This window comes from Yersinia entomophaga (assembly GCF_001656035.1).
GTDB lineage: Bacteria > Pseudomonadota > Gammaproteobacteria > Enterobacterales > Enterobacteriaceae > Yersinia > Yersinia entomophaga.
Window position 1 is genome coordinate 3,679,653 of the sequence record NZ_CP010029.1, and the last position, 17,889, is coordinate 3,697,541.

Sequence of the window (17,889 nt, forward strand, 5' to 3'; positions counted from 1 at the left end):
GAGTAAAATCTTAGCGAACGATAATACCCAATAGAATGCCCAGCGCGCCGAAGTCAGCGTCGCTGAAGGTCGTATTGGCAAAACCAATATCACCCAGCACTGGCAGTAGGAATACCGGCAAGAAGGTAATCAGCAGGCCCTGGGCGAAAGCCCCCAGAATCGCCCCGCGACGACCACCGGTCGCGTTGCCGAACACGCCCGCAGCGGCACCTACGAAGAAGTGTGGAACGACGCCTGGGATAATCACCGTCATATTCAGTAGGTACAGGGCAAACATACCAATCAAACCGGCGGCGAAGCTGCTCAGAAAGCCGACCAATACCGCATTGGGTGCGTAAGGGAATACGACTGGGCAATCCAGCGCAGGTTTGGCGTTAGGTACCAGTTTGTCTGAAATGCCTTTAAATGCCGGTACAATTTCTGCAATCACCATGCGTACACCTTGCAGAATGATATAAACACCCGCTGCGAAGGTAATGGACTGCATGATAGAGAACATAAACCAGTTTTTGCCGCCGCTCAGTTCTTTCACCACATCGGCCCCGGCAAACAGGCAGGTTACCAGGAAGATAATGCTCATGGTGAAAGAGATGGCAACTGGCGTATCCCGCAGGAACAGCAGGCTTTTCGGCACGTTCATGTCTTCGGTCGAATGTTCTTTATTACCGAATTTGCTGCCGATAAAACCGGCCAGCACATAAGATAACGTCGAGAAATGGCCAATAGCCACGTCATCGGAACCGGTTACTTTTTTCATGTACGGATGAGCAATCGCAGGGAAGAACACCATTGCCACGCCGACGACCAATGAACCAACGGCTATCAGCGTAATACCGCTCATGCCCGCCGTTGCCAGAATCACTGCCACCATCATTGACATAAACAGCGTGTGATGACCGGTCAGGAAGATAAATTTCCATGGGGTGAAACGGGCGATCAGAATATTGATCACCATAGCGAAGAACATGATCATCGCCATTTCTTTACCGAAGCTTTTTTGCGCCACGGAGACAATGGCTTCGTTGTTCGGTACGACGCCCTGAATACCAAAGGCGTGCTGGAAAATGTTAGCGAAATCACCCAGAGAGGAAACCACCAGACCGGCACCGGCACCCAAAATCACAAAACCCATGATGGTTTTGACAGTGCCTTTAATACATTCGGTTACGGGTTTTTTCTGAGCGATTAGGCCGATTAAGGCGATAAAACCGACTAATACCGCCGGTTCGGACAACACATCGCTCATCAGAAAACGAAAGAAATCCATATTGACCTCCGCTTACAGCGCGCCTAATTCGGTTAATGCAACGGACAAACGCTCTTTCATGGCTTTTTTATCGATCATGTTATCCAGTGCGACAATTTTGCCCGTCACGGATTGCGCGATCAGCTGTTCGGCGATGTCTTTGGTGCCAACATAAATATCGCTCGGTGTGCCTTTGGCTGAGCCTAAATCCACATGATCGACTTCAGCGCTGACGGCCAGCTCTTTCAGAATGTTTTTAATACTGATTTCCATCATCAGGCTGGTGCCTAAACCGTTACCGCAAACCACTGTGATTTTCATTTTATTTCCCCTTGGAATTGGTGATCCCGATTGCTTCGGTGGTTAAACCTTCGCTAATCGCGGATTAATAGCGCGCAATGACAGATAAAATGTCTTGCGTCGTTTTGGCGTTTAACAGGCTGCTTACGTCATTATCGTTATCGAACAATTGAGCGAGTTGAGAGATAGCCTCAATGTGGCTATTGCTGTCCGTCGCGGCTAATACTATTAATAATTTTACCGGGTCGTTCTCTTCGGCATCGAAATTGACGCCGGAGGAAATGACCGTGAGCGCCAGTGAAAGCTTATTGACGCCTTCTTCTGGGCGAGCATGGGGCATGGCGATACCGGGGCCAACAACGTAGTAAGGCCCTATTGCCTCGTGAGAGCGATAAATGGCATCGACGTAGCGTGGTTCAACGGAGCCATTATCAATCAATGGCTGACATGAGATGGCGATAGCATCTCGCCAATCTTTGGCCTGTTCTACTACCTGAACGACATTCGCCGTTAACAATGTCTTTAACATGAGATGAGTCACTCCCGATAACAATTCACATGAGAGTAGATATTTCGCTCATTGATTAATGTGATGTTTATCGCATTTGATAGCGCTACCTGATAGCGCTATCAATAATTGTGATAGCGCTATCATTTAACCGATCCTGGTCTTTGGCTAAATCTGCCCCAGGCATATACAATGCGACTCGATATCTGCGCTGCTAATAGTAGGCGGAGCGCAACAGACAGGCTGAAAACGGTGAGTTTCAGCGGACAGGGAACCCAGAATGGAAAAAACGCGTAAGCGCCGTAACACCGGGAGAGTCACGCTGCAAGAGGTGGCCAACTACGCCGGTGTCGGAACCATGACCGTTTCTCGTGCATTGAGAACCCCGGAGCAGGTTTCTGACAAGTTACGGGAAAAGATAGAACAGGCAGTTGAAGAGCTTGGCTATATCCCTAATCGGGCAGCAGGTGCGCTGGCGTCTGGGCATAGCAATACCGTAGCGGTGCTGATTCCATCGCTGACAGATAAGTCAAGCTCGCGCTTTATGCAGGCTTTACAGCAGGTGCTGAATAAAAACGAATTTCAGCTGTTACTAGGCTGTCACGAACACAATCAGCACAAAGAAGCCGAAATTTTAATGACCTTATTGCAGAGTAATCCGGCTGCGCTGGTTATTTTTGGTTCTCAGCTGGCAGAGAAAACCTATCAAATTCTTGAGCGAGCAAATATTCCTACAGTGAATGTTGTTGGCTCGCGTTACAGCAAGGCTGAAATCACGCTGGAGGCGGCGTTTTTTGAAGCCGCGCATAAACTGACGGATCATTTGCTGGATCAAGGTTATCAGCATATTGGTTACGTGGGCGCGCATATGGATAACCGCTTGCAACGGCAATTGCTCAATGGTTGGCATAAAGCCATGCTGAGCCGCTACCAGAATTCAGATCAGATTGTGACGACTCCGGAAGCCGCCAGCCTGCAATTTGGCCGCTATGCGCTAACGGAAATGCTGTTGCGTCAGCCTGAGCTGGATGCGGTGATTTGTAGCCATGAAGATATTGCGTTGGGCATCATGTTTGAATGTCAGCGGCGTTTGCTGAAGATCCCCGGTGATATAGCCGTGGCTTGTCTGGATGGCTCAGACAGTTGTGACCAAACGCATCCTACCCTGACGTCTATTCGTATTGATTACAAAAAAATGGGGCGGGAGGCCGGGAAACTACTCATTGATATGCTCAATGATAGTGATGATGACGAAGAACCTCGGACGCAGACCTTCAGTTACCAGTTAGAGTTGAGACAAAGCAGTTAAGGCAGTTAAGGATAGGCGGGCAGATTTCACCGTTTAAACCATAAAAAACGCCAGCGCTAAGGCTGGCGTTTATCATTCAAACCGAAGCGTAAATTAAGACGCGTCGGCCTGAGCAGACTGAATAGCAGTCAGAGCGACGGTGTAAACGATATCGTCTACCAGTGCGCCACGGGACAAATCGTTAACCGGCTTGCGCATACCTTGCAGCATTGGCCCGATAGAGACCAGATCTGCTGAACGCTGTACCGCTTTGTAGGTGGTGTTACCGGTGTTCAGATCTGGGAAGATGAACACGGTAGCCTGACCTGCAACCGGAGAGTTAGGCGCTTTGGATTTCGCTACGTCAGCCATGATTGCCGCATCGTACTGCAACGGACCATCGATGATCAGATCTGGGCGTTTTTCCTGTGCCAGACGGGTCGCTTCACGCACTTTCTCAACGTCACTACCTGCGCCGGAATTACCGGTTGAGTAGGAAATCATCGCAACGCGTGGTTCGATACCGAAAGCGGCCGCCGAATCAGCAGATTGAATTGCGATTTCAGACAGCTGCTCTGCGGTTGGATCCGGGTTGATTGCGCAGTCACCGTAAACCAGAACCTGGTCAGGCAGCAGCATAAAGAACACGGAAGAAACCAGCGAGCTGCCCGGTGCAGTTTTGATCAACTGTAGCGGTGGACGAATAGTGTTCGCAGTGGTGTGAACCGCACCGGAAACCAGACCGTCAACTTCGCCTTGTTCCAGCATCAGCGTACCCAGAACCACGTTGTCTTCCAACTGTTCGCGGGCAACGACTTCGGTCATGCCTTTGCTCTTACGCAGTTCTACTAAACGTGGAACATAACGTTCGCGTACGGCAACCGGATCAACAATCTCGATACCTTTACCCAGTTCAACGCCTTGAGCGGCAGCCACTCGACGTATTTCGTCCGGGTTACCTAACAGCACGCACTCGGCAATGCCGCGTTCAGCACAGATTGCAGCCGCTTTTACGGTGCGTGGCTCGTCGCCTTCAGGCAGAACGATGCGTTTGCCGGCTTTACGTGCCAGTTCGGTCAGCTCGTAACGGAATGCCGGTGGAGACAGACGGCGTGAACGCTCGGAGGTGGCGCTCAGTGAGTCGATCCACTCGCTGTTGATATGGCTGGCAACGTAGTTTTGCAGCTTTTCAACGCGCTCATGGTCGTCCGCAGGCACTTCCAAATTGAAGCTTTGCAGGCTCAGAGAGGTCTGCCAGGTGTTAGTGTCAACCATAAATACTGGCAGGCCAGTCTGGAAGGCACGTTCACACAGCTGTTTGATTGGCTCGTCGATAGCGTAGCCACCGGTCAGCAGAATTGCGCCGATTTCAACACCATTCATCGCCGCCAGACAGGCTGAAACTAATACGTCTGGGCGGTCTGCGGAGGTGACCAGCAGAGAACCCGGACGGAAATGCTCCAGCATGTGAGGAATGCTGCGCGCACAGAAAGTCACGGATTTAACGCGGCGGGTATTGATGTCGCCTTCGTTGATAATACGTGCGTTCAGGTGTTTGCACATGTCGATTGCGCGGGTAGCAATCAGCTCGAAGCTCCATGGCACGCAGCCCAGAACTGGCAGCGGGCTGTTGGCAAACAGCTGAGTCGGATCGACTTTCGCTACGCTGGCCTTGGTGGAATCATCAAAGATTTCAGACAGGTCAGGGCGAGTACGGCCTTGTTCATCAACCGGGGCATTCAGTTTGTTAATGATAACGCCGGTGATGTTTTTGTTTTTGCTGCCGCCGAAGCTGGAACGAGCCAGTTCGATACGCTCTTTCAGCTGATCTGGAGAATCGTTACCCAGCGCCAGCACGAACACGATTTCTGCGTTCAGCGTTTTAGCAATTTCATAGTTCAGCGCGTTGGCAAACTGGTGTTTGCGGGTTGGCACCAAACCTTCAACCAGAACCACTTCGGCATCTTTGGTATTTTCGTGGTAACGCGCCACGATTTCTTCCATCAACACGTCCTGCTGGTTAGAACTCAGCAGAGTTTCCACGTAGTTCATATTCAGCGGCTCGGCAGCGGTGATGCTGGAGTTGGCGCGAATGATAGTGGTGGTCTGGTCAGGCGCATCGCCACCGGAACGCGGCTGGGCGATAGGTTTGAACACGCTTAAGCGGACGCCTTTTTGCTCCATGGAGCGAATGACACCCAGGCTGACGCTGGTCAGACCCACGCTGGTGCCAGTTGGGATCAACATAATTGTACGGGACACGGCTAAACCTCTTTACGGTTGCACTCAGGCGACGGTTCTCGCCTGCTGTCGGGCGAAAACAACACCGCCAGCCTTGGCTGACGGTGTTGAGGAGACTTATGCAGTCAGACGGGCTGCGTCTTGTGCGATAACAAACTCTTCGTTAGTTGGGATTACCATCGCCAGACGGCTGCCATCTTTAGTGATGGTGCCGGATTTACCGAAGCGAGCGGCCAGGTTACGTTCGTGGTCAATTTCGAAGCCCAGCAGACCCAGTTTATCCAGAGTCAGTTCACGTACCATAGCTGCGTTTTCACCGATACCGCCGGTGAAGATAACCGCGTCCAAACGGCCGTCCATCAGTGCAGTGTAAGCACCGATGTATTTGGCCAGGCGGTGGCAGAATACGTCCATCGCGCGCTTAGCGTCAGCTTTGGTGTCGTAGTTGTCTTCAACGTAACGGCAGTCGCTGGTGACTTCGGTCAGACCCATCAGGCCAGACTCTTTGGTCAGCATTTTGTTGATTTGATCAACGCTCATGCCCATTGCATCATGCAGATGGAAGATGATTGCTGGATCGATGTCACCGCTGCGAGTCCCCATGACCAGACCTTCCAGCGGGGTCAGACCCATAGAGGTATCGACACATTTACCGTTGCGAACTGCGGTAACAGAACCGCCGTTGCCCAGGTGGCAAGTGATCACGTTCAGTTCTTCCATTGGCTTGTTCAGAGCCTTGGCCGCTTCCTGGCTAACGAAGAAATGGCTAGTACCGTGTGCGCCATAGCGACGGATGCCGTGATCTTTGTACAGGCTGTACGGCAGGGCGTACAGGTAAGATTCTTCTGGCATGGTCTGATGGAATGCAGTGTCGAATACCGCGACATTTTTATTAGCCAGATTCGGGAAGGATTTCAACGCCTCAGCGATACCGATCAGGTGCGCTGGGTTATGCAGTGGTGCAAACGGGATCGAATCTTTGATACCCTGAATAACTTCATCGTCAATAATTACTGATGAAGTGAATTTCTCACCGCCGTGAACGATACGGTGGCCGACAGCAGTCAACTGGGCAGAAAGCTCTGGTTTTTGTGCCAGAATAGTATTAACAATGAAATTCAGTGCTTCGCTGTGCGCTGCACCAGCACCCAATGCTGCTTCTTGTTTGCCGCCATCCATTTTCCATTTGATGCGGGCTTCTGGAAGATGGAAGCATTCGGCTAAACCAGACAGGTGTTCTTCACCGTTGGTCGCGTTGATCACGGCGAATTTCAGGGAAGAACTACCGCAGTTAAGAACCAGTACTAGCTTACTCGACATGGAAGTACCTATTTATTGTCGTGTTTGCAATAAACACGTGGTTAATAAAACGTCAATCTGACCACAAGCGTAGCGCATAATGGTGATGACATTAATGATTAACATCATGCGATAAATGAAAAAGGCATGATGGTGGAAAAATCGCTGATCAAGTGTTTAAAACCTGGTGGTTAAAATGCATCAACGATTTAACAAAAATGATTAATTTGCTGCTAAAAGTTGACATATTGTGCGTCTTCTTCTAGCGGCCAAAAGGCCGGGCTAGGATACCGATAGCGCGCGCTAAAAACAAAATATATTTAATCCATCCAATTTATCATTGGTGGGTTGCAAGAAAATTTTAAATTTTGTCTTTGAAGTTGAGGTGAGCCATGACATCCAAACCTTCCGATTCCGTTAGCTGGTTTCAGGTCCTCCAGCGCGGGCAGCACTATATGAAAACCTGGCCATCAGACAAACGTCTGGCGCCGGTGTTCCCAGAAAATCGCGTAGTGAATGCGACGCGCTTCGGTATTCGCTTTATGCCGCCGCTGGCGATTTTCACGCTGACCTGGCAAATCGCGCTGGGTGGGCAGCTTGGCCCTGCGATTGCTACCGCACTGTTTGCCTGTGGTTTGCCGCTGCAAGGTTTGTGGTGGCTGGGCAAGCGCTCTATTACGCCGTTGCCGCCGACTTTGTTGCAATGGTTTCACGAAGTGCGCAATAAACTGGCTGACGCCGGGCAGGCGGTTGCGCCTATAGAGAAAACTCCGACCTATCAGTCGCTGGCTGAATTGCTGAAACGGGCGTTTAAACAGTTGGATAAAACTTTTCTCGATGATTTATAACTTTTGCAACGATAACTAAATACAAATCCGAGAGTCGGCAGCGGCTCTCGGTGAATCCTTTCACCAAACCCCCTGTCAAATCAAAGAATGGCCCGCTAGTAGTACCACTGAAAGATGCGCTATGCGATGATTTCACCATTAACTTGCCTTTCAGGAGATCATGATGGATATGACTAACGCCCAACGGCTGATCCTTTCAAACCAATACAAAATGATGACCATGTTAGATCCGGATAACGCCGAGCGTTATCGTCGTCAGCAAACCATTGTCGAGCGCGGCTTTGGTCTGCAAATGCGCGAGTTGGACCGTGATTTTGGTGAGTTAAGCGAAGAGACCTGCCGCACCATTATTAATATTATGGAGATGCACCACGCGCTACAGGTGTCTTGGGACAATCTGAAAGATAAGCAAGATCTGGACGGGCGCCGCATCGCTTTCCTCGGTTTCGATGCTGCCACCGAATCCCGCTACCTGAGCTACGTGCGCTTTATGGTGAATACCGAAGGGCGTTATACCCATTTCGATTCCGGCACTCACGGTTTCAATGCCCAAACCCCAATGTGGGATAAATATCAGCGCATGCTGTCTATCTGGCAGTCTTGCCCGCGTCAATATCATTTGAGCGCGGTTGAGATTTCGCAAATCATTAATGCCTGATTAATCACCCGCAAAGCCGCGACTGATCGAGCGAGACGAGGGGGAATAGGCCATTGGCTCGGTGGAGGTTTGTCCATTACGGTGCCCATAGGTATATTACCCCCTCGTTGACCCGGCTCTGTGGCCGGGCTTGCCGTTAAACTCAATAAATAGCCTGATGATTTAGGTTTCAAGAGGATGTGCTTGTGGAGTGCAAAGGTTTTCTTTTTGACTTGGATGGAACGCTAGTAGATTCATTGCCCGCCGTGGAGCGAGCATGGATTGGCTGGGGAGCCAGGCACGGTATCGAATCATCGGTGGTATTGGACTTTATCCACGGGAAACAGGCTATTACCTCCTTGCGCCACTTTATGCCGGGGCAGAGTGATGAGGCTATTCAGGCCGAGTTTCTGACGTTGGAAAAAATCGAGTCGGAAGATACCGAAGGCGTCACCGCATTGCCGGGTGCAGTTGCGTTACTGGAGCGTCTGAATCAATTGGACATTCCTTGGGCGATTGTTACCTCGGGTTCCGTGCCCGTTGCGTCCGCCCGTCGCGCAGCCGCTCATTTACCGTTACCGGAAGTGTTTATCACGGCTGAACTGGTTACTCACGGCAAACCGCAGCCCGATGCCTATCTGCTGGGCGCGCAGCGTCTGGGGCTGAAACCGGAAGATTGCGTGGTGGTGGAAGACGCGCCCGCGGGGATTCTTTCCGGTCTGGCCGCAGGTTGTAAAGTGATTGCGGTTAACGCACCAGCGGACACGCCAAAACGGGATCAGGTTGATTTGATTCTGACCTCCCTTGAGCAAATCGCGATAGAGAAAACGCTCAACGGCGCGGTGATTCAGCGGGTTAAGTAGCTTTCCTGCTTATTCATTGAATCTGCGATAAAAACCAAGAGCGCCTTAAGGCGCTCTTTTTACGTTTACCGAGTCCCAGCTGCGACTTAACCGGCTGGAAGGGAAAAACTGGCCGCCAGACTCTCCAGATTTTGCGGTATCACCTTAATCACGCCGCCGCGCGGACTATCTATATCGGCAATCAACATAAACGAGAAAGAGATAACCAGCGGTAATATCAACAACATGATTTTTCGCCCTTTGCCGTTTTTAAAACCGTAGCCCACCAACGTGCAGCAGCAGATTGCAATAATACTCATCAACATCCATGCCGCCGGAGGAATACGGTTCCACCAAGCCGCTTGAGTGTAACTGGCTGAGTTCAATACATCGTTCATTCCAGCCAGTACCAGCGCCATCGGTGGCGTTGGCTGTTGCGCCGCAGGTTCAAGCAGCACAGTCCAGAGTTCATCCTGTAGCTGATTGGATTGCTGGTTAATTTCCAGCAGCCTGGCTTTATCGCGGGTGCGATAAAACAGAATTCGTTGATCTACGTAGCGTATCAGCAGGTCTTTGGTTTTATCTCGCGCGGCGGGCGAGAGCAGGTCGGCACGCAGATATTCAGTGCTAATAGCGTTGGCTTCCGCTTCTTCTTGATTTTTACGTAAATCGTAACGGCTGATAGCCATGGAAAAACTGAAGCCGATAATCAGCCCGAGTAGCGTCAGTGTCGCACCTTGAATAACGGTGAAGTTTTCCTGAGTGTTGCCATCCATGGTCTGTCCGCGACGAAAAAACGCCTGGCCGATAAGGGCGCAGCCCCACAGCACCAGAAAAGTCAGGAGAAACAGAACCAGCGGATAATTAGTGATATTAAGCATTTAGCGACCTTGCTCTTAGGGATAATTTCAGCGGTAACTGTCACGCGGCTGTTATACGGCCGCGTTTACGGAGTCACCCAAATCAGGCGGGTTGCCACCAATCTAGTATAGTCAGATGTTGCCCAAACCACCGATATGCTCACCATTAATATGGATATGTATCACTAACGAACAAACGACTCATTTCCGGCGAATAATCAGCAAATCGGCAATGAATTGGATAAAAATACGCCATAAAAACGGTATAAGACTGATAAGCGACAATTTTTTAATCAATATTGATCGCAGGCAGTTGAACTCGCGGCGTTTAATGCTTTACTGATAACGCCCAATCTTTGATTTCCGATTTGCCAGCGAGGCCATTTTGAATAGCGAACTATTGTGGGTATTAACTTTACTTCTGATAGCGATAGGACTGTTTACCACTAATAAATTGAGAATGGACGTGGTGGCGCTGTTGGTGATTATTGCCTTTGTGATGAGCGGCACGCTGACGCTGGCGGAGGCCACCAGTGGTTTTAGCGATCCCAACGTGATTTTGATTGCCGCACTTTTCGTGATTGGCGAAGGTTTGGTAAGAACCGGCGTGGCTTATCAGGTGGGGGATTGGTTGGTTAAGGTGGCAGGGCATAGCGAAACCAAAATGCTGGCTTTGCTGATGGTTACCGTAGCCGGATTGGGTGCCTTTATGAGTTCCACCGGCGTAGTGGCTATTTTTATTCCGGTGGTGCTAAGCGTTGCCAGCCGAATGAAAACATCACCCAGTCGTTTAATGATGCCCCTGAGCTTTGCCGGATTAATCAGCGGCATGATGACGCTGGTGGCGACGCCGCCCAATATGGTGGTGAACAGTGAACTGCTGCGAGAAGGCATTCAGGGTTTCGGGTTTTTCGGCGTCACGCCAATTGGCCTTATTATTCTGCTGTTGGGCGTAGGCTATATGCTGATTGCCCGCCGCTGGCTAGGCAGCAACGAACCGCGCTCAGATAAGGAAAAGTGGCAACGCCGAACTTTCCGCGATTTAATTCGGGATTATCGACTCACTGGCCGCGCGCGTCGTCTGGCAATTCGTCAACGTTCCCCACTGATAGGGCATACGCTGGACGAACTGCATTTACGCGCTCGCTATGGCGCTAATGTGGTTGGGATTGAGCGCTGGCGGCGTTTTCGCCGGGTGATGGTCAGCGCAACCGGTAACTCCGAACTACGAGAAGGGGACGTATTGTTGATCGATATGTCCGATTGTGACGTGGATTTACGCGAATTCTGTAGCGATCAATTGCTGGAACCGATGGTGCTGCGGGGGGAATATTTCTCTGAGCAGGCGCGAAACGTCGGTATGGCCGAGGTTTCTCTGATTCCTGACTCCACTTTGATCGGGAAAAGCCTACGGGACATGACATTCCGCAGTCGTTATGGCCTGAACGTGGTGGGAATTCGCCGTCACGGTAAAGCGATGGAAGGAAAGCTGGTGGATGAAAAACTCCAGTTCGGCGATATTTTGCTGGTGATTGGCGACTGGAAACTGATTCGCCAGCTTCAGTCTCAAACCAAAGATTTTATCGTACTCAGTTTACCGGCAGAAGTGGACGAAGTGGCTCCGGCTTTGTCACAGGCTCCTCACGCGCTGTTTTGTCTGGCGTTGATGGTCGCGATGATGCTGACCGACGAGGTGCCTAACGTGATTGCCGCGTTGATCGCTTGCCTGCTTATGGGACGTTTTCGTTGTATTGATATGGACAGCGCTTATCGCGCGATTCATTGGCCAAGTTTGATTCTGATTATTGGGATGATGCCCTTTGCGCTGGCGCTACAGAAAACCGGTGGGGTAGACCTTATTGTTCACGGCCTGATGGATGTCGCGGGCGGCGCGGGGCCTCGAGTAATGCTGCTGTGTCTGTTCGTGCTTTGCGCCACGATTGGGTTGTTTATCTCTAATACGGCCACGGCGGTATTGATGGCGCCCATTGCCATCGCGGCAGCGAGAGAAATGTCGGTATCACCACTCCCATTCGCCATGATTATCGGTATTGCCGCTTCCGCTGCCTTTATGACACCGGTTTCATCGCCGGTCAATACTTTGGTATTAGGCCCTGGTGGTTATAAATTTGGCGATTTTGTACGTATGGGCGTGCCGTTTACGCTGTTGGTGATGGCCGTTAGCGTGATGGTTGTGCCGCTATTATTTCCATTCTGATTAGCTTTCGTCCTTGGTGCCAAGAGAGGTTGGTGGCACTGACGTGAGCCAGCTCATTAGGATGGGTTCACGTCAGCGACGGATCGGGATTATTCCAAGGGATCTAGGCTGATTTCATCCAAAGACAGGCTGAAGCTAGGCACGAAGACTTCCATAAAGTAATCCATTTCCGGGCTTTTACGCAGGTCGAGAGTTTTCTCCAATCGCGTTTTTGCTTGGGTAAACTCGTGATTTCCCGCCGAAAGCTCTTCCAGACATTTCAGATAGGCGCACAGGGCATCAGCCTGTTTAACCAGCAGTTTCTCATCTTCACTGTAATAGTTTTCATCCAGCAAGCAGCGGAAATCATGCTGTAATTCGGTGGGTAACATTTCGATCAGTTTCTGCTGTGCCACTTTTTCGATTTTTTTATATTCGTGGGCAATCTGCGGATTGTAATACTTGATAGGCGTGGGCATATCGCCGGTAATTACTTCGCTGGCGTCGTGGTACATGGCTAACAGCGCGATGCGGTCGGCGTTCAGATTACCGTTGAATTTACGGTTTTTGATGATTGCCAGCGCATGAGCGACAAAGGCCACTTGCAGGCTATGTTCTGATACATTTTCCGTTCGAACATTACGCATCAGCGGCCAGCGATTAATCAGTTTCAGGCGGGATAGATGGGCGAAGAAGTGGCTCTGACTCATAATTTTCTCTCTTTGTTTTTTCTACGACGATAAATCGGTAATCAAACAGGGAGTCGGGGTAATTTTAGGTTTATAGCCTAACAGAAGAGGAGGCGGGTTTTGTAATTTCTCATCTGCGATAGCGATGATGTGACCAGATAACCTGGGTTGGGTTTTGAAAGCCTGACGGTTCAGTTGCTCCCCACTCGCGGAGACGGCGATAAAATGTCTCGAGCTATGCCGTAGCTTTCTGATAATTCGTATCGGATCAGGTTTGAAAGCCTTATTGTTCGGTTTTTCCCTCACTCGTCGTGGAGGCTTGCGAGCAGGGTTGACAGTCGCCCCAGCTCTGTACTTGGTGCGAAAGTGGGGTTCTGCGAATTTTCCTCGTACACTTTTCGTCCGGCGAGCCAGCGCTAGATTCAGCTGCGGGCGTTATCAGGATGCCATGCTTCCTGCCTCTGCGGCTCAAGGCGCGCTTTGAACAGCTGCCGGCCCACCTCCTGATTGCGCCTTATTAAAATCAAAACCATTTTTATGAATCGCTATTTGCCTTTCACCCTTGATAGGGTTTTTGGCCCCAAGCTGGCCCTTTCACAGCACATGTGATCTGCCTAATGAAGAGCGAGTTGCGGCATTCCGCCAGCCGAAGCGATGAGCAAGAGAACCGACGCCGTGAGAAGGCGATAGGTACGGAGGTGCGGAGTGTTAAGACGTGGGGAATGGGGGGGCGCGTAGTCCCCCCAAATCAATTACTGATGGTATGTCTCTAGGAACCGGCCTAGCTTCCCGACCGCCATTTCTAACTCATCTACGCGCGGTAAGGTCACGATGCGCACGTGATCAGGGTACGGCCAGTTGAAGGCACTGCCTTGTACCAGTAACACTTTTTCTTGCAACAGCAAATCCAGCACTAGCTTCTGATCGTCTTTCAGATTGAAACGCTTGGCGTCGATACGCGGGAACATATACAGCGCACCGCGAGGCTTCACACAGGAAACCCCAGGGATCTGATTGATCAATTCCCAGGCGCGATCCCGCTGTTCATACAAACGACCGCCGGGCTGAATAAACTCACTGATGCTCTGATAACCTCCCAGAGCTGTCTGAATGGCGTGCTGCATCGGCACGTTGGCACATAAACGCATCGAAGCCAGCATTTCTAGGCCTTCAATATAACCTTTAGCGTGCTTCTTCGGCCCGTTAAGCACCATCCAGCCCTGACGGAAACCGGCTACGCGGTAAGTCTTGGACAAACCGTTAAAGGTCACGGTCAGCAAATCCGGTGCTAATGCAGCAATCGAATGGTGCTGCGCATCGTCATACAAAATTTTGTCATAGATTTCATCGGCAAAAATGATCAAATCATTCTGGCGGGCAATCTCAACAATCTCCAGCAACAGCTCTTTGCTGTATACCGCGCCGGTTGGGTTGTTCGGGTTGATAATCACAATGCCGCGAGTGCGCGGAGTGATTTTGCTACGAATATCATCCAGATCGGGGAACCAGTCAGATTCCTCATCACACATATAGTGCACGGCTTTACCGCTGGACAGGGAAACAGCCGCGGTCCACAGCGGGTAATCCGGCGCCGGTACCAGCATTTCGTCGCCAATATTTAGCAAGGCTTGCATGGATTGCACAATCAGCTCGGAAACGCCGTTGCCGATGTAAATGTCCTCCACCGTCAGATCGCGCATATCCCGCGCCTGATAGTGCTGCATGATGGCTTTGCGCGCTGAGTATAGGCCTTTGGAGTCGCAATAGCCTTGCGCCGTGGGCAGGTTACGAATGACGTCTACCAGAATTTCATCCGGTGCGTCGAAACCAAACGGGGCAGGATTGCCGATGTTCAGTTTCAGAACCTTATTACCTTCTTCTTCAAGACGCTTAGCTTCTTTTAGCACCGGGCCACGAATGTCGTAACAGACGTTGTCCAGTTTGCTGGATTTTTCAATGGGGGACATAAAACAGAGCCTTTTCACTGGTAAAAGCGTGTCCTGTTCCTGGAACACGGCAAGGTGTTCAATGTACTCCGCTGCCGCACATTTTTGAAGTTCTATACATCGCTTTACTGCAAATGTTTATCGAGGGTAACTGACTTATCATTTTTCCTGTTTCATTCATCATAAAAATCTTAATGATTAGATAAAATGAAGTGTTTGCTGTCTATTTTCTGATCGAAATGACGTGTTTCGGCGATAAAGCAACCGGTAACGCATAATATTCATCCAGCAATACTTATCAACTTAACGCGTTCCCTTACTATTTTTACAATAAAATATTGGCCAATTTCTTTTATATAATAAGTTGATAGCTAAATATTCATGTTTTTATCATACATATTGTAGATGCCAGTCTAAAAATGGCAGGGAAGCTAAAAACTATAAATAGGAAAACTATTAAGAACATTTAATGTAAGGGATTCATTCTCGCACTTTAGTAGAAAATCATTAGTTAAATCTTTTTGAAAAGATAAACCACCATCTCGGTGATAAGTTGTTTTTTTATATATAAAATAAGCGGCCATTAAGGTGAATTTAATTAAAAACAGTACATTAGAAGCATTAAATTTAGCGGCAAGAAATGGCGTTCCCCAGCATAAAAAATCTTCATTTATCGAAGATTTAGCGGTTTTTTGTGACGCTATTCATATAATTGGATGACTGGTTGGGAAAAGATGTTTTTGAAAAAGAGATAAAGATAACGAAATATAAGTTATTTTTTTGCCCTACTCTAATGAGTGGGGTACTGTCATACTTAACATTGTCTCATTTGATAATGTTGTTAGTTAAACACCAGGGTAGTTTGTAATTAGAATTCAAAAAAGTGAAGAATACACTATGACAAATGCAAATCGTCCGATAATTAATCTCGACCTCGATCTGCTTAGAACCTTTGTCGCTGTTGCTGACCTGAATACTTTCGCCGCCGCTGCTGCCGCAGTATGTCGAACGCAATCAGCCGTTAGCCAACAGATGCAACGGTTAGAACAGTTGGTTGGTAAAGAGTTGTTTGCCCGCCATGGGCGCAACAAGTTACTTACTGAACATGGTCTCCAGTTACTTGGCTATGCCAGAAAAATTTTGCGTTTTAACGATGAAGCTTGCACTTCTTTAATGTACAGCAATGTAGAAGGCGTGCTGACCATTGGTGCATCTGATGATACCGCTGATACGCTGCTCCCTTTTCTTTTGAATCGGGTGGCAACGTTGTATCCGCGTTTAGCCATAGATGTGCGGGTCAAGCGTGGGCCGGAAATTGCTGAGATGCTGAGCAGTGGTGAAGTTGATTTAGCGATCACCACGGCAGCAGTTGAAAGTCTTCCCCATCTGATGTTGAGAACCTCCCCAACGCTGTGGTATTGCTCTGCGGACTATCAGTTTGTCCCTGGAGAGGCCATTCCGCTGGTGGTGATGAATGAGCCAAGTCCATTTCGTGACATGGCAATAGAGCATCTGACACAGGCTGGTATTCCGTGGCGCATTGCCTACGTTGCTTCTTCGCTTTCGGCCATTAGGGCGGCGGTGAGGGCAGGGTTAGGTGTGACCGCCAGACCTATCGAAATGATGAGTCCGGACCTGCGGGTATTAGGCGAAACAGAAGGATTACCTCGGTTGCCTGAAACCCATTATGCGCTGTGCAAAGATGATGCATGTGAAAATGAGTTAGCATTGGCGATTTTTAGTGCCTTGCAAAATGGTTATCAGCCTTCATTGCTGACCGGAACAGAACCATCCCAGGGTTCCGAATTGTATATCGATAATTAATAAGAATTATTTAACATCTAGTGTTTCGTTAATCCCCTGTTTAAACAGGGGATTTTTCGTTTCTAAGACAGTAAAAACCTATTTATTACCGTTTTGTTGATATTTCGTGACTAAAGGCGCGTTTCCCACACTTATTTTGGGGTATAGCCCAAGACAGTCAGGCTGCAGTCTAGACTGATATCCATATAGCTCCCCGCAGTATTTTTTTTCTTTTCGTTAACACGTCTTCAATTGACTCAAAACGATGTTTCACTATTTTTAGTTTCAATAACAGCTTTTTATTTGTTAAGAAACTGCCTAATAACACTCAAAACGTGTTCTGGATCAAAAAAATACCCCTAGCTAGTGAGTGGAAGAACAGGTTATTCCTGCGACAATGGTATAGTAAAAACGAAAGATCCACGTTGCTTTATATGTGCATGATAGAACTCAACAAATGACTGACTCGATTTAGCTTTCGAGGTCGCACCAAATGTTAAGCAAGATCGTGCGTTTGTAAATTAATGTGTAGTTACTTTTGTCAAAGTTGACAAAAGGTTATTGAAAGGAGTAAAAAGCCCACAGTAAAACACTGGCTAAATAGTTGTAAAGACAGTGTCTTTGTGTGGTTATTATCCTTCCCTTGAATCGATGTGGTGCACAACTGCCGACACAAGAGCAGAACGTTCGACGCCACTTTTGATGAGTAAGCAATGAGTATGTCAACAACCACTGAAGTTATCGCTCATCACTGGGCGTTCGCTGTATTCCTCATTGGCGCTATCGGGCTGTGCGGTTTCATGCTGCTAGGTGCGTTCTTCCTGGGTGGGAGAGCTCGGGCCCGTGCCAAAAACGTACCCTATGAGTCCGGTATCGACTCGGTTGGCTCTGCGCGTATGCGCCTGTCGGCCAAGTTCTATCTGGTCGCCATGTTCTTCGTTATTTTCGACGTTGAAGCCTTGTACCTGTATGCCTGGTCGATTTCCATTCGCGAAAGCGGCTGGATAGGTTTCATCGAAGCCACCATTTTCATTTTGGTGCTGCTGGCTGGTTTGGTTTATCTGGTGCGCATCGGTGCTCTGGATTGGACTCCTGGGCGGTCGAACCGCCGCGTGAGCAAACCGAGCACGGTCACAAATTCCAAAGGTATTCCGCCCGATTTGCGCCAATAAATACAGCGAGGCA

General features: G+C 49.3%; 16 protein-coding genes. 8 read left to right on the plus strand and 8 right to left on the minus strand.

Annotation, left to right across the window (positions count from 1 at the left end; all coding sequences use genetic code 11):
• Positions 1-10 precede the first annotated feature (10 nt).
• The 3 genes from PL78_RS16615 to PL78_RS16625 all read right to left on the minus strand — a co-directional run bounded on the left by PL78_RS16615 (position 11) and on the right by PL78_RS16625 (position 2,075).
• Entirely contained in the window at positions 11-1,267 is a 1,257-nt protein-coding gene (locus tag PL78_RS16615) for a PTS ascorbate transporter subunit IIC (protein WP_049597016.1), read from the minus strand.
• A gap of 12 nt (positions 1,268-1,279) precedes the next feature.
• Positions 1,280-1,567 carry a PTS sugar transporter subunit IIB gene (locus PL78_RS16620; protein ID WP_049597017.1) on the minus strand — a complete coding sequence of 96 codons (288 nt, stop codon included), beginning with the start codon at positions 1,565-1,567 and terminating at the stop codon, positions 1,280-1,282.
• Positions 1,568-1,631: 64 nt separating this feature from the next.
• Complete coding sequence (locus tag PL78_RS16625; RefSeq protein ID WP_064517194.1) at positions 1,632-2,075, minus strand: PTS sugar transporter subunit IIA; 444 nt, start codon at positions 2,073-2,075, stop codon at positions 1,632-1,634.
• Between the two features lie 259 nt (positions 2,076-2,334).
• Here PL78_RS16625 and PL78_RS16630 point away from each other — a divergent pair, with 259 nt between their 5' ends.
• A complete protein-coding gene (locus PL78_RS16630) occupies positions 2,335-3,363 on the plus strand; it encodes a LacI family DNA-binding transcriptional regulator (RefSeq protein ID WP_064517197.1) in 1,029 nt (342 codons plus the stop codon).
• Positions 3,364-3,456: 93 nt separating this feature from the next.
• Here the strand turns inward: PL78_RS16630 and pta are convergent, their stop codons facing one another.
• Together pta and ackA are read right to left on the minus strand one after the other, a co-directional pair.
• Positions 3,457-5,589: a phosphate acetyltransferase gene (gene pta, locus PL78_RS16635; protein WP_064517200.1), complete on the minus strand. Its 2,133-nt coding sequence runs from the start codon at positions 5,587-5,589 to the stop codon at positions 3,457-3,459.
• A gap of 111 nt (positions 5,590-5,700) precedes the next feature.
• The gene (gene ackA / locus PL78_RS16640) at positions 5,701-6,903 is read right to left on the minus strand and encodes an acetate kinase (RefSeq protein ID WP_064517203.1); all 1,203 of its coding nucleotides are present in this window, start codon (positions 6,901-6,903) and stop codon (positions 5,701-5,703) included.
• Positions 6,904-7,274: 371 nt separating this feature from the next.
• Here ackA and yfbV point away from each other — a divergent pair, with 371 nt between their 5' ends.
• From yfbV to PL78_RS16655, 3 genes are all read left to right on the plus strand, one after another.
• A complete protein-coding gene (gene yfbV / locus PL78_RS16645; RefSeq protein WP_064517205.1) occupies positions 7,275-7,730 on the plus strand; it encodes a terminus macrodomain insulation protein YfbV in 456 nt (151 codons plus the stop codon).
• Positions 7,731-7,893: 163 nt separating this feature from the next.
• Complete coding sequence (locus PL78_RS16650; protein WP_064517208.1) at positions 7,894-8,388, plus strand: YfbU family protein; 495 nt, start codon at positions 7,894-7,896, stop codon at positions 8,386-8,388.
• A 185-nt stretch (positions 8,389-8,573) separates the two neighbouring features.
• Positions 8,574-9,230: a sugar phosphatase gene (locus PL78_RS16655; RefSeq protein WP_064517209.1), complete on the plus strand. Its 657-nt coding sequence runs from the start codon at positions 8,574-8,576 to the stop codon at positions 9,228-9,230.
• A gap of 86 nt (positions 9,231-9,316) precedes the next feature.
• On the opposite strand, the gene PL78_RS16660 is transcribed toward PL78_RS16655, so the two are convergent.
• Positions 9,317-10,090: a bestrophin-like domain gene (locus PL78_RS16660; RefSeq protein WP_064517212.1), complete on the minus strand. Its 774-nt coding sequence runs from the start codon at positions 10,088-10,090 to the stop codon at positions 9,317-9,319.
• 361 nt (positions 10,091-10,451) lie between these two features.
• Here PL78_RS16660 and PL78_RS16665 point away from each other — a divergent pair, with 361 nt between their 5' ends.
• Positions 10,452-12,287 (plus strand): SLC13 family permease, encoded by a 1,836-nt coding sequence (locus tag PL78_RS16665; protein ID WP_306423362.1) that lies wholly within the window; start codon positions 10,452-10,454, stop codon positions 12,285-12,287.
• Between the two features lie 89 nt (positions 12,288-12,376).
• Here PL78_RS16665 and yfbR read toward each other — a convergent pair whose 3' ends face one another.
• Positions 12,377-12,976 (minus strand): 5'-deoxynucleotidase, encoded by a 600-nt coding sequence (gene yfbR, locus PL78_RS16670; RefSeq protein ID WP_064517217.1) that lies wholly within the window; start codon positions 12,974-12,976, stop codon positions 12,377-12,379.
• A 731-nt stretch (positions 12,977-13,707) separates the two neighbouring features.
• Positions 13,708-14,922, minus strand: coding sequence for a pyridoxal phosphate-dependent aminotransferase (locus PL78_RS16675; protein ID WP_049597027.1), 1,215 nt, complete (start codon positions 14,920-14,922; stop codon positions 13,708-13,710).
• A gap of 567 nt (positions 14,923-15,489) precedes the next feature.
• Here PL78_RS16675 and PL78_RS20905 point away from each other — a divergent pair.
• The 3 genes from PL78_RS20905 to nuoA all read left to right on the plus strand — a co-directional run bounded on the left by PL78_RS20905 (position 15,490) and on the right by nuoA (position 17,876).
• Positions 15,490-15,621, plus strand: a complete 132-nt coding sequence (locus PL78_RS20905; RefSeq protein ID WP_256966607.1) for a hypothetical protein — start codon at positions 15,490-15,492, stop codon at positions 15,619-15,621.
• A gap of 177 nt (positions 15,622-15,798) precedes the next feature.
• Positions 15,799-16,725: a virulence transcriptional regulator RovM gene (gene rovM, locus PL78_RS16680; protein ID WP_049597028.1), complete on the plus strand. Its 927-nt coding sequence runs from the start codon at positions 15,799-15,801 to the stop codon at positions 16,723-16,725.
• A 692-nt stretch (positions 16,726-17,417) separates the two neighbouring features.
• A complete protein-coding gene (gene nuoA / locus PL78_RS16685) occupies positions 17,418-17,876 on the plus strand; it encodes an NADH-quinone oxidoreductase subunit NuoA (RefSeq protein ID WP_049597029.1) in 459 nt (152 codons plus the stop codon).
• The last annotated feature ends 13 nt before the right edge of the window (positions 17,877-17,889 follow it).